14 protein-coding genes and 1 tRNA gene are annotated in these 15,469 nt (G+C 68.3%); 12 read left to right on the top strand and 3 right to left on the bottom strand.

Features of this window, described 5'->3' with window-relative positions; genetic code table 11:
* The first annotated feature begins 44 nt into the window (after window positions 1-44).
* Window positions 45-1,100: a UDP-N-acetylmuramate dehydrogenase gene (locus ACFYXE_RS00980; RefSeq protein ID WP_389307741.1), complete on the top strand. Its 1,056-nt coding sequence runs from the start codon at window positions 45-47 to the stop codon at window positions 1,098-1,100.
* 22 nt (window positions 1,101-1,122) lie between these two features.
* Here ACFYXE_RS00980 and ACFYXE_RS00985 read toward each other — a convergent pair whose 3' ends face one another.
* Window positions 1,123-1,761 (bottom strand): NAD(P)-dependent oxidoreductase, encoded by a 639-nt coding sequence (locus ACFYXE_RS00985; RefSeq protein WP_389307743.1) that lies wholly within the window; start codon window positions 1,759-1,761, stop codon window positions 1,123-1,125.
* Window positions 1,762-1,846: 85 nt separating this feature from the next.
* Here ACFYXE_RS00985 and ACFYXE_RS00990 point away from each other — a divergent pair, with 85 nt between their 5' ends.
* Complete coding sequence (locus ACFYXE_RS00990; protein ID WP_389307745.1) at window positions 1,847-2,443, top strand: TetR/AcrR family transcriptional regulator; 597 nt, start codon at window positions 1,847-1,849, stop codon at window positions 2,441-2,443.
* A gap of 13 nt (window positions 2,444-2,456) precedes the next feature.
* Here ACFYXE_RS00990 and ACFYXE_RS00995 read toward each other — a convergent pair whose 3' ends face one another.
* Window positions 2,457-3,476 (bottom strand): adenosine deaminase, encoded by a 1,020-nt coding sequence (locus ACFYXE_RS00995; protein ID WP_389307747.1) that lies wholly within the window; start codon window positions 3,474-3,476, stop codon window positions 2,457-2,459.
* A gap of 157 nt (window positions 3,477-3,633) precedes the next feature.
* A complete protein-coding gene (locus tag ACFYXE_RS01000) occupies window positions 3,634-4,860 on the bottom strand; it encodes a pyridoxal phosphate-dependent aminotransferase (RefSeq protein ID WP_361164995.1) in 1,227 nt (408 codons plus the stop codon).
* A 181-nt stretch (window positions 4,861-5,041) separates the two neighbouring features.
* Between ACFYXE_RS01000 and ACFYXE_RS01005 the strand changes: the two genes are divergently transcribed.
* The 10 genes from ACFYXE_RS01005 to rpoB all read left to right on the top strand — a co-directional run bounded on the left by ACFYXE_RS01005 (window position 5,042) and on the right by rpoB (window position 15,439).
* Window positions 5,042-5,114, top strand: a tRNA-Trp gene (locus tag ACFYXE_RS01005).
* 107 nt (window positions 5,115-5,221) lie between these two features.
* On the top strand, window positions 5,222-5,509 hold the full coding sequence (gene secE, locus ACFYXE_RS01010; protein WP_223776208.1) for a preprotein translocase subunit SecE: 288 nt from the start codon (window positions 5,222-5,224) through the stop codon (window positions 5,507-5,509).
* A gap of 77 nt (window positions 5,510-5,586) precedes the next feature.
* Window positions 5,587-6,525, top strand: a complete 939-nt coding sequence (nusG, locus tag ACFYXE_RS01015; RefSeq protein ID WP_389307750.1) for a transcription termination/antitermination protein NusG — start codon at window positions 5,587-5,589, stop codon at window positions 6,523-6,525.
* 176 nt (window positions 6,526-6,701) lie between these two features.
* A complete protein-coding gene (gene rplK, locus ACFYXE_RS01020) occupies window positions 6,702-7,136 on the top strand; it encodes a 50S ribosomal protein L11 (protein WP_055547825.1) in 435 nt (144 codons plus the stop codon).
* 86 nt (window positions 7,137-7,222) lie between these two features.
* Window positions 7,223-7,945, top strand: coding sequence for a 50S ribosomal protein L1 (gene rplA, locus ACFYXE_RS01025; protein WP_361164986.1), 723 nt, complete (start codon window positions 7,223-7,225; stop codon window positions 7,943-7,945).
* A 160-nt stretch (window positions 7,946-8,105) separates the two neighbouring features.
* Window positions 8,106-9,002, top strand: coding sequence for a hypothetical protein (locus ACFYXE_RS01030; protein ID WP_389307753.1), 897 nt, complete (start codon window positions 8,106-8,108; stop codon window positions 9,000-9,002).
* A 79-nt stretch (window positions 9,003-9,081) separates the two neighbouring features.
* Window positions 9,082-10,068 carry a hypothetical protein gene (locus tag ACFYXE_RS01035; protein WP_389307755.1) on the top strand — a complete coding sequence of 329 codons (987 nt, stop codon included), beginning with the start codon at window positions 9,082-9,084 and terminating at the stop codon, window positions 10,066-10,068.
* A 256-nt stretch (window positions 10,069-10,324) separates the two neighbouring features.
* On the top strand, window positions 10,325-10,855 hold the full coding sequence (rplJ, locus tag ACFYXE_RS01040; protein WP_361164977.1) for a 50S ribosomal protein L10: 531 nt from the start codon (window positions 10,325-10,327) through the stop codon (window positions 10,853-10,855).
* Between the two features lie 108 nt (window positions 10,856-10,963).
* Window positions 10,964-11,350 (top strand): 50S ribosomal protein L7/L12, encoded by a 387-nt coding sequence (rplL, locus tag ACFYXE_RS01045; RefSeq protein ID WP_098244237.1) that lies wholly within the window; start codon window positions 10,964-10,966, stop codon window positions 11,348-11,350.
* Window positions 11,351-11,953: 603 nt separating this feature from the next.
* Window positions 11,954-15,439 (top strand): DNA-directed RNA polymerase subunit beta, encoded by a 3,486-nt coding sequence (gene rpoB, locus ACFYXE_RS01050; protein ID WP_361164973.1) that lies wholly within the window; start codon window positions 11,954-11,956, stop codon window positions 15,437-15,439.
* The last annotated feature ends 30 nt before the right edge of the window (window positions 15,440-15,469 follow it).

Here is a 15,469-nt window from a genome sequence, read left to right on the forward strand (position 1 = left end):
GGCCCCGCCCCGACCGGCGGGGCCGTTCTCGTACTCTTGAGCACGTGCAGGAACTCCACGACGCCCCCCTCGCCCCGCTGACCACCTTCCGGCTCGGCGGTCCCGCCACCCGCCTGATCACCGCCACCACCGACGCCGAGGTGATCGCCGCCGTCCGCGCGGCCGACGACTCCGGCACCCCGCTGCTGGTCATCGGCGGCGGCTCGAACCTGGTCATCGCCGACAAGGGCTTCGACGGCACCGCCCTGCGCATCGCCACCCGGGGCTTCGAGCTCGACGGCACCCGCCTGGAGCTCGCGGCCGGCGAGACCTGGACGGACGCCGTGGCCCGCACCGTCGAGGCCGGCCTCGCGGGCATCGAGTGCCTCGCCGGGATCCCCGGCTCGGCGGGCGCCACCCCGATCCAGAACGTGGGGGCGTACGGCCAGGAGGTCTCCTCGACGATCACCGAGGTGGTCGCCTACGACCGGCGCACGCACGAGACGGTCGTCATCCCGAACGCCGAGTGCGCGTTCTCGTACCGGCACAGCCGCTTCAAGGCCGACCCCGACCGCTTCGTGGTGCTGCGGGTCCGCTTCGAGCTGGAGGACGCCCAGGGCATGAGCGCCCCCCTCAAGTACCCCGAGACGGCGCGCACGCTCGGCGTCGAGGCGGGCGAGCGGGTCCCCGCCGCGGTGGCCAGGGAGACCGTCCTCAAGCTCCGCGCCGGCAAGGGCATGGTGCTCGACCCCGAGGACCACGACAGCTGGTCGGCCGGGTCCTTCTTCACCAATCCGATCCTCACCGAGGCGGAGTTCACCGCCTTCCACGCGCGCGTGGCGGACCGCCTCGGTCCGGACGTCGCCCCGCCCGCCTTCCCGGCGGGCGACGGCCGCGTGAAGACCTCCGCCGCCTGGCTCATCGACAGGGCGGGCTTCACCAAGGGCTACGGAGAGGGCCGCGCCCGCATCTCCACCAAGCACACCCTTGCCCTCACCAACCGCGGCGGCGCCACCACCGAGGACCTCCTGGACCTCGCCCGCGAGGTCGTCGCCGGGGTGCGGGACGCCTTCGGCGTCACCCTCGTCAACGAGCCGGTGACGGTGGGCGTCAGCCTGTAGCGGGCGGTCGGCGGGGGCGGGCTCAGTACGCCACGCCGACGCCCTGCTTCACGGTGGCGGGGTCGTCGATCATGCCGAGCATCGCGTGCGCCACGTCGGCACGCCCGATCGTGCGCCCCGAGCGCGGGGAACCGCCGATCACCGTGCGGTAGCTGCCGGTCAGCGGCCTGTCGAGGAGCCGCGGGGGCCGCACCGACGTCCAGTCCGTGGCGCTCGCCGCCAGCTCCGCCTCCATGGCCGCCAGGTCGGTGTACACGCCCTTGAGGGCCGCGCCGATCACGGCCAGCACGGCGCGGTCCATGACGGGGGAGCCCGCGGCCCGCGGCCCCACCGGCGCCGCGCTCACGACCAGGAGGCGCCGGGTGCCCTCCGCGTCCACCGCCCGCAGCACCGCGCGCGTCAGTTCCGTGGCCAGGCCGCGGGCCGCGTCCGCGCGGTTGCGCGCGCCGAGCCCGGACAGCACCGCGTCCCGCCCCGCGACCGCGGGCCGCAGCGCCTGCGGATCCCGTACGTCCGCGCGGAACACCTCGAGCCCCTCGCCGGTCACCGTGAGGCGCGCCGGGTCCCGCACCACCGCCGTGACCTGGTGTCCCGCCGTGAGTGCCTGTCGGACGATCTCCCGGCCGATACCGCCGGTCGCCCCGAACACCGTGAGCCTCATCGTGCGCCTCCCCAGGTGGGTAAGTATTCACTCACCTCTAGACTGGGCAGCCCCGCACCCCTCGTCAAGTCTGGTTGGACGGCACATGGAGCAGAAGCCCACCCGGGCCCGCATCCTCGACGCGGCCCACGCGCTGATGTCCACGCGCGGTCTGGCCCGGGCCACCACCAAGGAGATCGCCCGCGCGGCGAGCTGCTCCGAAGCCGCGCTCTACAAGCACTTCGTCAGCAAGGAAGAGCTGTTCGTCGCCGTCCTCCAGGAGCGGCTGCCCCGCCTGACCCCGCTCCTGAACGAACTCGTGGAGCAGCCGGGGGAGCGCGGCGTCGTCCAGAACCTCACCGAGATCGCCCGCCTGGCCTGCGAGTTCTACGCGGAGAGCTTCCCGATCGCCGCCTCCTTGTACGCCGAGACCGCCCTGAAGCGCCGGCACGACGCCTCCCTGCGCGAGACGGGCATGGGCCCCCACGTCCCCGTCGAGGCCCTCGACGCCTACCTGCGCGCCGAGCGCGACGCGGGCCGCATCGCGGCCGACACCGACACGTTCGCCGCCGCCTCGCTCCTCATGGGCGCCTGCGCGCAGCGCGCCTTCGCCTACGACGCCGCGCTGGGCAAGCCGCCCCCGCAGCCCGTCGAGGAGTTCGCCGCCACGCTCGCCCGCACCCTGGTGCGGGGCATCGGCTGACCTGCGCCACTCCTCAGTCGGCCAGCCACTCGTCGACCCCGGCCAGCAGCTTGTCCCGGACGCCGGCCGGCGCGGCCGAACCGCGCACCGACTGCCGCGCGAGCTCCGCGAGCTCGGCGTCGGTGAAGCCCTGGTGGGCGCGCGCGATCTCGTACTGGGCGGCGAGCCGCGACCCGAAGAGCAGCGGGTCGTCGGCGCCGAGCGCTATCGGCACCCCGGCCTCGAAGAGCGTCCGCAGCGGCACGTCCTCCGGCTTCTCGTAGACGCCGAGGGCCACGTTGGACGCCGGGCACACCTCACATGTCACGCCCCGGTCCGCGAGCCGCTTCAGGAGCCGCGGGTCCTCCGCGGCCCGCACACCGTGCCCGATGCGCGCCGCGTCCAGGTCGTCCAGGCAGTCCCGCACCGACGCAGGCCCGGTCAGCTCCCCGCCGTGCGGCGCCGCGAGCAGCCCGCCCTCCCTGGCGATGGCGAAGGCCCGGTCGAAGTCGCGGGCCATGCCGCGCCGTTCGTCGTTGGAGAGCCCGAAGCCGACGATGCCCCGGTCCGCGTACCGCACGGCGAGCCGGGCCAGCGTGCGGGCGTCCAGCGGGTGCTTCATGCGGTTCGCGGCGACCAGGACGCGCATGCCGAGCCCGGTCTCCCGCGAGGCGCTCTCGACGGCGTCCAGGATGACTTCCAGGGCCGGGATCAGACCGCCGAGGCGCGGCGCGTACGAGGTCGGGTCGACCTGGATCTCCAGCCACCCCGACCCGTCCCGCAGATCCTCCTCGGCGGCCTCGCGCACCAGCCGCTGGATGTCCTCGGGCTCACGCAGACAGGAGCGTGCCGCGTCGTAGAGCCGCTGGAAGCGGAACCAGCCCCGCTCGTCGGTGGCCCGCAGCTTCGGCGGCTCGGCGCCGGTCAGCGCCTCCGGGAGCCGCACCCCGTACTTGTCGGCGAGCTCCAGCAGCGTGGCGGGCCGCATCGACCCGGTGAAGTGCAGGTGCAGATGGGCCTTCGGCAGCTCTCTTACGTCTCGTACGCGCTCCATTCCAGGATCTTGCCGTACGCGGCCGACCTCCCGGTAGCGGCTTTCCCTCTTCGGTGACCATCCCGAACGAAGAAACGGGCCGCCCCTCCGGAAGGAGGGACGGCCCGCACGCACGCGTGGAGCGCTGTTTCCCGCCGGGACCCCGGCGTCAGGACCGTCAGTCGCGGGCCTCGGCGAGCAGCTTCTGGACCCGCGAGACGCCCTCGACGAGGTCGTCGTCACCGAGCGCGTAGGAAAGGCGCAGGTAGCCCGGCGTCCCGAAGGCCTCGCCCGGAACCACCGCGACCTCGGCCTCCTCCAGGATGAGCGCCGCCAGCTCCACGGAGTCCTGCGGGCGCTTGCCGCGGATCTCCTTGCCGATCAGGCCCTTCACCGAGGGGTAGGCGTAGAAGGCGCCCTCGGGCTCGGGGCAGATCACGCCCTGGATGTCGTTGAGCATCCGCACGATGGTCTTGCGGCGCCGGTCGAAGGCCTCGCGCATCCGCTCGACGGCGACCAGGTCGCCGGAGACGGCCGCGAGCGCGGCGGCCTGCGCCACGTTGGAGACGTTGGACGTGGCGTGCGACTGCAGGTTCGTCGCGGCCTTGACGACGTCCTTCGGGCCGATGATCCAGCCCACCCGCCAGCCGGTCATCGCGTACGTCTTGGCGACGCCGTTGACCACGATGCACTTGTCCCGCAGCTCGGGCAGGATCGCCGGGAGCGAGGTGAACGTCGCGTCCCCGTAGACGAGGTGCTCGTAGATCTCGTCGGTCATGACCCACAGGCCGTGCTCGACGGCCCAGCGGCCGATCGCCTCGGCGTCGGCCTCGCTGTAGACGGCGCCCGTCGGGTTCGACGGCGACACGAAGAGCACGACCTTCGTCCGCTCGGTGCGCGCGGCCTCCAACTGCTCCACACTGACGCGGTAACCGGTGGTCTCGTCCGCGACGACCGGGACCGGGACACCGCCCGCGAGCCGGATCGACTCCGGGTACGTCGTCCAGTACGGCGCGGGGACGATGACCTCGTCGCCCGGGTCGAGGATCGCGGCGAAGGCCTCGTAGATGGCCTGCTTGCCGCCGTTGGTCACCAGGATCTGCGACGCGTCGACCTCGTACCCCGAGTCGCGCAGGGTCTTCGCGGCGATCGCGGCCTTGAGCTCGGGCAGGCCCCCGGCGGGCGTGTAGCGGTGGAACTTCGGGTTCTTGCAGGCCTCCACGGCGGCCTCGACGATGTAGTCCGGAGTCGGGAAGTCGGGCTCACCCGCACCGAACCCGATCACCGGGCGGCCGGCGGCCTTGAGGGCCTTGGCCTTGGCGTCGACGGCGAGGGTCGCGGACTCGGAGATCGCGCCGATGCGCGCGGACACCCGGCGCTCGGTCGGAGAAGTTGCAGCGCTCATATCCCCATCGTTCCAGACCTCGAACGGCCCCGGTGCGCGGGTTTCCAAGACCATCGGAACCCATTCTGTTCGACGGAGCGCCTCGGACCACGTACACTCACTGCTCGTTGGCCCTCACCGGCCGCGCCCCTCATCGCACTCCGTGCACATGGGCGGATGCGGTAGGTTGGGGGAAAACCAAAGGGTCGTAGCTCAATTGGTAGAGCACTGGTCTCCAAAACCAGCGGTTGGGGGTTCAAGTCCCTCCGGCCCTGCTACACACTCCTTCGCCAGGATGTGTGCGCATGTACGTACTGCATTGCACCGCCGTGCGGCTCAACCGGGCGCGGCACGGCCACGACCCGGAATCAGGTGAGGACGAGTGACGGACGCCGTGGGCTCCATCGACATGCCTGATGCCCAGGACGAGGCGCCGGAGTCCAAGAAGAAGGCCCGCAAGGGCGGCAAGCGCGGCAAGAAGGGCCCCTTCGGCCGTCTCGCGCTCTTCTATCGCCAGATCATCGCGGAGCTCCGCAAGGTCGTCTGGCCGACTCGCAGTCAGCTCACCACGTACACCACCGTGGTGATCGTCTTCGTCGTCATCATGATCGGTCTTGTGACCGTGATTGACTATGGCTTCAGCCACGCTGTCAAGTACATCTTCGGCTGAGCCGAGAGCGAAGGGCGCCGTACCCGGCGCCCCTATTCGCGTGTTCCACCCCATGTATCCAGGAAGAAGCAGCCACCGTGTCTGACCCGAACCTGAACGACGCCATCGAGTCGGTCGAGTCCGTTGAGGACGAGCTCGACATCGTCGAGGCGGCGGACGCCGAGGCGCCGGATCAGGCCGAGGCTGCCGACGCCGCCGCGGGCGAGCCCGCCGAAGAGGCCGCCATCCACCTGGAGGGCGACGCCGAGGCTGTCGCCGAGTCCGAGGAGGACGAGGTCGCCCTCGCCGAGGTCGCCGACGAGGAGACCGCCGAGGACGACGCGGACGCCGAGTCCGTCGAGGCCGACGAGGCCGACGAAAACGCCGCCGCGGACGAGCCCGTCGAAGAGGCCGAGCCGGTCGACCCGATCGTCGCCCTGCGCGAGGAGCTCCGCACCCTCCCCGGCGAGTGGTACGTCATCCACACCTACGCCGGTTACGAGAACCGCGTGAAGACCAACCTCGAGCAGCGCGCCGTCTCGCTGAACGTCGAGGACTTCATCTTCCAGGCCGAGGTGCCCCAGGAAGAGGTCGCCCAGATCAAGAACGGCGAGCGCAAGACCATCCGTCAGAACAAGCTCCCCGGCTACGTGCTGGTGCGCATGGACCTGACGAACGAGTCGTGGGGCGTCGTCCGCAACACTCCCGGCGTCACCGGCTTCGTGGGCAACGCCTACGACCCGTACCCGCTGACCCTGGACGAGATCGTCAAGATGCTCGCCCCGGAGGCCGAGGAGAAGGCCGCCCGCGAGGCCGCCGAGGCCGAGGGCAAGCCCGCTCCGCAGCGCAAGGTCGAGGTCCAGGTCCTGGACTTCGAGGTGGGCGACTCGGTCACCGTCACCGACGGCCCGTTCGCGACGCTGCAGGCGACGATCAACGAGATCAACGCCGACTCGAAGAAGGTCAAGGGCCTCGTCGAGATCTTCGGCCGCGAGACCCCGGTCGAGCTGAGCTTCGACCAGATCCAGAAGAACTAGCCCTCGCGGCTTCCTCTGGACCACACGCTTCCGAACAGGTCAGACAGGCTGCCAAAGCCGGTCTGACCTGCTCGGTTTTTAGCTGCGCGACTATACCCGTTATCGTTGTGCGGTATGCCTCCATCCGGATGACCGGATGGTCGGCTGAAAACTCTCACTAGGACCCGGAGAGAGCAATGCCTCCCAAGAAGAAGAAGGTCACGGGGCTTATCAAGCTCCAGATCCAGGCTGGTGCCGCCAACCCGGCCCCGCCGGTCGGCCCCGCGCTGGGCCAGCACGGCGTCAACATCATGGAGTTCTGCAAGGCGTACAACGCCGCGACCGAGTCGCAGCGTGGCTGGGTGATCCCGGTGGAGATCACGGTCTACGAGGACCGTTCCTTCACCTTCATCACCAAGACGCCGCCGGCCGCCAAGATGATCCTCAAGGCCGCTGGTGTCGAGAAGGGCTCCGGCGAGCCCCACAAGACCAAGGTCGCCAAGGTCACCGAGGCGCAGATCCGTGAGATCGCGACGACCAAGATGGAAGACCTCAACGCCAACGACCTGGACGCCGCGTCGAAGATCATCGCCGGCACCGCCCGTTCCATGGGCATCACGGTCGAGGGCTGAGACTCCCCTCCGTCTGACCTTTCTCAGTGGTAGGGCCACGCGCTGGCCCGCACCACGACTCCCTACCTGAACCCACAGGAGCAGAAGTGAAGCGCAGCAAGACTCTCCGCGCTGCGGACGCCAAGATCGACCGGGACAAGCTGTACGCCCCGCTCGAGGCCGTCCGTCTCGCCAAGGAGACCTCCTCGACCAAGTTCGACGGCACCGTCGAGGTCGCCATGCGTCTGGGTGTCGACCCGCGCAAGGCCGACCAGATGGTCCGCGGCACCGTGAACCTCCCGCACGGCACCGGCAAGACCGCCCGGGTCCTGGTCTTCGCGACCGGTGACCGTGCTGCGGCCGCGGAAGCCGCTGGGGCCGACATCGTCGGCGCCGACGAGCTCATCGACGAGGTCGCGAAGGGCCGCCTGGACTTCGACGCCGTCGTCGCCACCCCGGACCTCATGGGCAAGGTCGGCCGCCTCGGCCGCGTGCTCGGTCCGCGTGGTCTGATGCCGAACCCGAAGACCGGCACCGTGACCCCCGATGTCGTGAAGGCTGTCAACGACATCAAGGGCGGCAAGATCGAGTTCCGCGTCGACAAGCACTCGAACCTGCACTTCATCATCGGCAAGGTGTCCTTCGACGACACCAAGCTGGTGGAGAACTACGGCGCGGCCCTGGAGGAGATCCTCCGTCTGAAGCCGTCGGCCGCCAAGGGTCGCTACATCAAGAAGGCCGCCATCACCACCACGATGGGCCCCGGCATTCCGCTGGACTCGAACCGCACCCGCAACCTCCTCGTCGAGGAGGACCCGGCCGCCGTCTGATCCTGACGGCAGCCGCGTCGCGTACGCGTTCTGTGGACGGGCCCCGCAACCTTTCGAGGTGCGGGGCCCGTCCTGTTTGTGTACGGGCCTTTCGGATACGTCTGTCACAGGGCTGCGCTAGCGTGCGGAGCTCTTCCTGGAGCCAAGGGGTGGGACGCAGATGAACAGCACGACCATGCGGCGAGCCGGTCTCTCGATCGCGGTCGTCACCGCGCTGACGGGCCTCGCGGCCTGCGGGTCGGGCGACGACTCCTCCGACGCCGCGGACGGCGGCAAGGACAAGGGCGGGATCGGCGTCAGCCCGATAGCCGCCCTGCGGACCGTCGAGAAGTCCACCGACGACGCGGACACCGCCCGGATCGACGGCTCGACGACCATGGGCACGGTGTCCTCCATGGACATGAAGGGCGTCATGGGCTGGTCCGACGGCATCACGGGCAACGTCACGGTGACCTTCACCGGCGGCACCCAGGCCCAGCAGATGAAGCAGCTCGGCCAGACGAAGATCGACTACCGCTATCTGAAGAACGGCTTCTACGCGAATATGGGGGACACGTTCGCGGCCCAGGCGGGCGGGGGCAAGCACTGGCTGGCGTACGACTACGACACGCTCGCCGAGATGAGCGGCGCGGCCGGCGAGGCCTTCCAGGACCAGATGCAGAACACCACGCCGAACCAGTCGGTGAAGATGCTGCTCGCCTCCGGTGACGTCAAGCGCGTCGGCGCGGAGAAGGTCCGCGGGACGCCGGCCACCCACTACAAGGGCACGGTCGACGTCGCCGACTTCACCGCCAAGAACACCGAGCTGGACGCGGACCGGATGTCCGAGCTGAAGAAGCAGTTCGACCAGGCCGGCATCAGCACCGAGACCATCGACATCTGGGTCGACGGCGACGATCTGCTCGTCAAGAAGATCGAGAAGGCCGACACCAAGAACGGCCCCTTCGAGCAGACCGCCTACTACAGCGACTACGGCACCCCGCTCTCCGTCGAGAAGCCCCCGGCCTCGGACACCATGGGCTTCAAGGAGCTGCTGAACCGGCAGTCCGCGGGATAACCCGCAGGCCGGCCGCCCTGCGCCTCAGGTACTCTCAGCAACAGAAATGTTTCGATCATGTGTTCCTAGGGGTGGGGTCATGACTGTTGGTGCAGTGCGTGGAGGCAAGGGTCGTCGGCGTGCGGTGAGCGCCGTGCTCGGCTCGGTGCTGCTGTGTACGGGCGCGGTGGCCTGTGGGGGGTCGGACGGCTCCGACAAGAGCGCGGACGAGGGCAAGACCCAGTCGCGCTCGCAGGTCACCGAGGTCATCACGGCCGCGTACAAGAAGACGTCGGCCGCCAAGTCGGCCAAGGTCCGGATGACCATGTCCACGCCGCCCGGCAAGATGGGCAAGGCGATGGGCGGTGCCGGCGAGATGAAGATGTCCGGCGTCATGGGCTGGGACCCGACCGTCATGGACGTGACGATGACCGGTTCCGCGCTCACGGAGAGCGACCCGGACGCGCCGGACAAGGTCCGGATGCTCTGGAGCGACAACGTCATGTACATGGACATGGGCGCCAAGGCGGCCAAGGACATGGACGGCAAGCGCTGGATGAAGATGGACCTGAACTCCATCGCCAAGCAGGCCGGTGACGAGAAGCTCGCCCAGCAGATGACCGGCGGCCTGGACAGCATGAACCAGGACCCGGCCCAGCAGCTCGCGATGCTCCTGGACTCGCCGAACCTCAAGCACCTGGGCTCCGCGAAGGTCGACGGCGTCCAGACCCAGCGCTACAAGGGCCGCCTCTCCGTCAAGGAGATGATGGAGTCCAACGACGGTCTCAAGGGCATGCTCAGCAAGAGCGAGCGCGAGCAGCTCTTCAAGAACATCGAGAAGTCCGGCATCAAGGGCTACGACACCGAGGTCTGGGTCAACGAGGACGACTACCCGGTCCGGATGGACATCGACATCAAGAGCCCCGAGGGCACGGTGAAGACGTCGCAGACCTTCTCCGACTACGGCACGGCCGCCAAGGTGACCCCGCCGCCGGCCGGCCAGACCTTCGACCTGATGAAGATGTTCCAGGAGCTCGGCAAGATGGGCCAGGAAGGCTCCGCCGAGGGCTCGGACAGCGCCTTCTGACCGGATTTGCTTGACGCGACCCCGTTCGCGTACGCTTCCACAGAAGCCAAAGACCGCTGGTCGTTGCTGTGTTCTCGTCAGAGGGCGCGGTGGCCGAAGGATCCGTTGAAATTGCGGACGACCCGCGCAGGTGACTGTGGAAGTGCTCCCGGATTCCGTCCGGTCGAGCTCACGCCCCGTGCGCCTGCGCCGGGGCGTTTTGTTTTGTCAGCCCCTTCTGAGCGGTCCTCATCACCCGGAAGGAGGCCGACGCTCTATGCCGACGCCCGACAAGGCTGCCGCGGTAGCCGAGCTCACGGACAAGTTCCGCAGCTCGAACGCCGCCGTGCTGACCGAGTACCGGGGTCTCACCGTGGCCCAGCTCAAGCAGCTGCGCCGTTCCCTCGGTGCGAACTCCGAGTACGCCGTGGTGAAGAACACGCTGACCAAGATCGCGGCCAACGAGGCCGGGATCGACACGCTGGACGACCTGTTCACGGGTCCGACGGCGGTCGCCTTCGTCACCGGTGACCCGGTGGAGTCGGCGAAGGGTCTTCGTGACTTCGCCAAGGAGAACCCGAACCTCGTCATCAAGGGCGGTGTCCTTGATGGCAAGGCGCTGTCCGCCGACGAGTTCAAGAAGCTTGCGGACCTCGAGTCCCGCGAGGTTCTGCTCAGCAAGCTGGCCGGTGCGTTCAAGGGCAAGCAGTCGCAGGCTGCCTCTGTCTTCCAGGCGCTGCCGTCGAAGTTCGTCCGCACCGCGGAGGCGCTTCGTGCCAAGCAGGCCGAGCAGGGCGGTGCCGAGTAATTCGGCTCGCACATTGACCGCCGCCTGACGCGACGGTCACAGCGGGCCCAACGTACGCCCGCCTTCATGTACACCCGGCACCAGCCGAATTAGTGGAAGGACGCCATCATGGCGAAGCTGTCCCAGGACGACCTGCTCGCGCAGTTCGAAGAGATGACCCTCATCGAGCTCTCCGAGTTCGTGAAGGCCTTCGAGGAGAAGTTCGACGTCACCGCCGCCGCCGCCGCGCCGGTCGTCGTCGCCGGTGGTGCCGCTGGTGGCGCCGCCGAGGCCGCCGAGGAGCAGGACGAGTTCGACGTCATCCTCACGGGTGCCGGCGAGAAGAAGATCCAGGTCATCAAGGTCGTGCGTGAGCTCACCTCCCTGGGCCTCAAGGAGGCCAAGGACCTCGTCGACGGCACCCCGAAGCCCGTCCTCGAGAAGGTCGCGAAGGACGCCGCGGAGAAGGCCGCCGAGGCCCTCAAGGGCGCCGGCGCCTCCGTCGAGGTCAAGTGACCTTGCGAGTCGTCTGACTCTCTTCACCGCACGTACGGCCGAAACGCTGTAACGCGCGGGACGCCAAGGGCGATCACCCAGTTGGGTGGTCGCCTTTCGGCGTTCCCGGGCACTCCCGCCAAGGGTGCCTTGCGATGTCGGCACCGGCGAGTATGGTGATCTTCATCGTGCCCTCGGGGCGGCCCGTGACGGTGACGATCTCGGAGCGTCGGGCGATGTCGGGGCAGGGGGGCCTTGACGAACCGCACGCAGCGCGCAATTCTCAGGACGCGTCGTCACAAAGGATCCGCATCCGAGGCATGGATCGGCGACGAAGAGGGCAGTATCGATGTGCATCGAGGGCGTGGCTTGCAGCAGGGGTTGAGAACAACGAGGGTCTCCCAGAACCCGCACTGGACATCAGTGGGCCAACTGGCTACACTGACCCTTTGCGCTGCCTGTTAGCTGCCTCCTGCCCGTCACCAGGGGCATGCCCATGCTTGAGCACCGTGGACTGGAACTTCTCTGACCTGGCCAAACGGCCAAATCAGAAAGCTCTGTCCCTGTGTCCAGCCTGGGACCGGTACGCGCGTAGTGAGTCCGAGCCCTCGGAAGGACCCCCTCTTGGCCGCCTCGCGCACTGCCTCGACCGCGAATACGAACAACGGCGCCAGCACCGCCCCGCTGCGCATCTCCTTTGCAAAGATCAAGGAGCCCCTCGAGGTTCCGAACCTTCTTGCGCTGCAGACCGAGAGCTTTGACTGGCTGCTCGGCAATGACGCGTGGAAGGCTCGTGTCGAGGCGGCTCTGGACAGCGGACAGGACGTCCCCACCAAGTCCGGTCTGGAGGAGATCTTCGAGGAGATCTCCCCGATCGAGGACTTCTCCGGGTCGATGTCCCTGACGTTCCGCGACCACCGTTTCGAGCCTCCGAAGAACTCGATCGACGAGTGCAAGGAGCGCGACTTCACGTTCGCCGCCCCGCTCTTCGTCACCGCTGAGTTCACCAACAACGAGACCGGCGAGATCAAGTCCCAGACGGTCTTCATGGGCGACTTCCCGCTCATGACGAACAAGGGCACCTTCGTCATCAACGGCACCGAGCGTGTCGTGGTGTCGCAGCTGGTCCGCTCGCCCGGTGTCTACTTCGATTCCTCGATCGACAAGACGTCCGACAAGGACATCTTCTCCGCCAAGATCATCCCGTCCCGGGGTGCCTGGCTGGAGATGGAGATCGACAAGCGCGACATGGTCGGTGTGCGCATCGACCGCAAGCGCAAGCAGTCGGTCACCGTTCTGCTCAAGGCTCTCGGTTGGACGACCGAGCAGATCCTCGAGGAGTTCGGCGAGTACGAGTCCATGCGCGCCACCCTGGAGAAGGACCACACCCAGGGTCAGGACGACGCGCTGCTCGACATCTACCGCAAGCTCCGTCCGGGCGAGCCGCCGACCCGTGAGGCCGCTCAGACGCTGCTCGAGAACCTCTACTTCAACCCGAAGCGCTACGACCTCGCGAAGGTCGGCCGCTACAAGGTCAACAAGAAGCTGGGTGCGGACGCTCCGCTCGACGCGGGCATCCTCACGGTCGAGGACATCATCGCCTCGATCAAGTACCTGGTGAAGCTGCACGCCGGTGAGACCGAGACCGTGGGCGACAGCGGCACGTCGATCGTCGTCGAGACCGACGACATCGACCACTTCGGCAACCGTCGTCTGCGCAACGTCGGCGAGCTCATCCAGAACCAGGTCCGCACGGGTCTGGCTCGTATGGAGCGCGTCGTCCGCGAGCGCATGACGACCCAGGACGTCGAGGCGATCACGCCGCAGACCCTGATCAACATCCGCCCGGTCGTGGCGTCGATCAAGGAATTCTTCGGCACCTCGCAGCTGTCGCAGTTCATGGACCAGAACAACCCGCTGTCGGGTCTGACGCACAAGCGTCGTCTCTCGGCACTGGGTCCCGGTGGTCTGTCCCGTGAGCGGGCCGGCTTCGAGGTCCGTGACGTGCACCCGTCCCACTACGGCCGCATGTGCCCGATCGAGACGCCCGAAGGCCCGAACATCGGTCTGATCGGTTCGCTCGCCTCCTACGGCCGCGTCAACGCGTTCGGCTTCGTCGAGACGCCGTACCGCAAGGTCGTCGAGGGCCAGGTCACCGACGACGTCGACTACCTGACGGCCGACGAGGAGGACCGCTTCGTCATCGCGCAGGCCAACGCCCCGCTGACGGAGGACCTCCACTTCGCCGAGGCCCGCGTCCTGATCCGCCGCCGCGGCGGAGAGATCGACTACGTGCCCGGCACGGACGTCGACTACATGGACGTCTCGCCGCGCCAGATGGTGTCGGTCGCGACCGCGATGATCCCGTTCCTCGAGCACGACGACGCCAACCGCGCGCTCATGGGCGCGAACATGATGCGTCAGGCCGTGCCGCTGATCACCGCCGAGGCCCCCCTCGTCGGCACCGGCATGGAGTACCGCTGCGCGGTCGACGCCGGTGACGTGATCAAGGCCGAGAAGGCCGGTGTGGTCCAGGAGGTCTCCGCGGACTACGTCACGGTCACCAACGACGACGGCACGTACACCACGTACCGCATCGCCAAGTTCTCCCGGTCGAACCAGGGCACCTCGGTCAACCAGAAGGTTGTCGTCGACGAGGGCGCCCGCGTGATCGAGGGCCAGGTCCTGGCCGACGGTCCCGCGACCGAAGAGGGCGAGATGGCCCTCGGCAAGAACCTGCTCGTGGCGTTCATGCCGTGGGAGGGTCACAACTACGAGGACGCGATCATCCTGTCGCAGCGCCTCGTGCAGGACGACGTCCTCTCCTCGATCCACATCGAGGAGCACGAGGTCGACGCCCGTGACACCAAGCTCGGCCCGGAGGAGATCACCCGGGACATCCCGAACGTCTCCGAGGAGGTCCTCGCCGACCTCGACGAGCGCGGCATCATCCGTATCGGTGCCGAGGTCGTCGCCGGCGACATCCTCGTCGGCAAGGTCACGCCCAAGGGCGAGACCGAGCTGACCCCGGAGGAGCGCCTGCTCCGCGCGATCTTCGGTGAGAAGGCGCGCGAGGTCCGTGACACCTCCCTGAAGGTGCCGCACGGCGAGATCGGCAAGGTCATCGGCGTCCGCGTCTTCGACCGTGAAGAGGGCGACGAGCTGCCGCCGGGCGTGAACCAGCTGGTTCGTGTCTACGTGGCGCAGAAGCGCAAGATCACGGACGGCGACAAGCTGGCCGGCCGACACGGCAACAAGGGTGTCATCTCCAAGATCCTTCCGATCGAGGACATGCCCTTCCTCGAGGACGGCACGCCGGTCGACATCATCCTCAACCCGCTGGGTGTCCCGTCCCGAATGAACCCGGGACAGGTCCTGGAGATCCACCTCGGCTGGCTCGCCAGCCGCGGCTGGGACGTCTCCGGCCTGGCGGACGACTGGGCGCAGCGCCTGCAGGCCATCGGCGCCGACCAGGTCCCCCCGGGCACCAACGTCGCGACCCCGGTCTTCGACGGCGCCCGCGAGGACGAGATCTCCGGTCTCTTCGAGGCCACGATCCCGAACCGCGACGGCGACCGCCTGGTCCAGCCGTCCGGCAAGGCGCAGCTGTTCGACGGCCGCTCCGGCGAGCCGTTCCCGGACCCGATCTCGGTCGGGTACATGTACATCCTCAAGCTGCACCACCTGGTCGACGACAAGCTGCACGCGCGCTCGACCGGTCCGTACTCGATGATCACCCAGCAGCCGCTGGGTGGTAAGGCTCAGTTCGGTGGCCAGCGCTTCGGTGAGATGGAGGTGTGGGCGCTGGAGGCATACGGCGCCGCGTACGCCCTCCAGGAGCTGCTGACGATCAAGTCCGACGACGTGACCGGCCGAGTGAAGGTCTACGAGGCCATCGTCAAGGGCGAGAACATCCCCGAGCCCGGCATTCCCGAGTCCTTCAAGGTCCTCATCAAGGAAATGCAGTCGCTCTGCCTCAACGTGGAGGTGCTGTCCTCGGACGGCATGTCCATCGAGATGCGTGACACCGACGAGGACGTCTTCCGCGCGGCGGAGGAGCTCGGTATCGACCTGTCCCGGCGCGAGCCGAGCAGCGTCGAAGAGGTCTGACGGGAGTCCGGCCGGGCCTTGGCCACCTGT

This window comes from Streptomyces sp. NPDC002564 (assembly GCF_042889645.1).
Classification (GTDB): Bacteria; Actinomycetota; Actinomycetes; order Streptomycetales; family Streptomycetaceae; genus Streptomyces.

Bases quoted from the DNA above. Each gene is read 5' to 3' on its own strand.
- ACFYXE_RS00985 (WP_389307743.1), bottom strand. From the start codon at position 1,761: ATGAGGCTCACGGTGTTCGGGGCGACCGGCGGTATCGGCCGGGAGATC.
- ACFYXE_RS00990 (WP_389307745.1), top strand. From the start codon at position 1,847: ATGGAGCAGAAGCCCACCCGGGCCCGCATCCTCGACGCGGCCCACGCG.
- ACFYXE_RS00995 (WP_389307747.1), bottom strand. From the start codon at position 3,476: ATGGAGCGCGTACGAGACGTAAGAGAGCTGCCGAAGGCCCATCTGCAC.
- ACFYXE_RS01000 (WP_361164995.1), bottom strand. From the start codon at position 4,860: ATGAGCGCTGCAACTTCTCCGACCGAGCGCCGGGTGTCCGCGCGCATC.
- rplK (WP_055547825.1), top strand. From the start codon at position 6,702: ATGCCTCCCAAGAAGAAGAAGGTCACGGGGCTTATCAAGCTCCAGATC.
- ACFYXE_RS01030 (WP_389307753.1), top strand. From the start codon at position 8,106: ATGAACAGCACGACCATGCGGCGAGCCGGTCTCTCGATCGCGGTCGTC.
- ACFYXE_RS01035 (WP_389307755.1), top strand. From the start codon at position 9,082: ATGACTGTTGGTGCAGTGCGTGGAGGCAAGGGTCGTCGGCGTGCGGTG.
- rplJ (WP_361164977.1), top strand. From the start codon at position 10,325: ATGCCGACGCCCGACAAGGCTGCCGCGGTAGCCGAGCTCACGGACAAG.
- rplL (WP_098244237.1), top strand. From the start codon at position 10,964: ATGGCGAAGCTGTCCCAGGACGACCTGCTCGCGCAGTTCGAAGAGATG.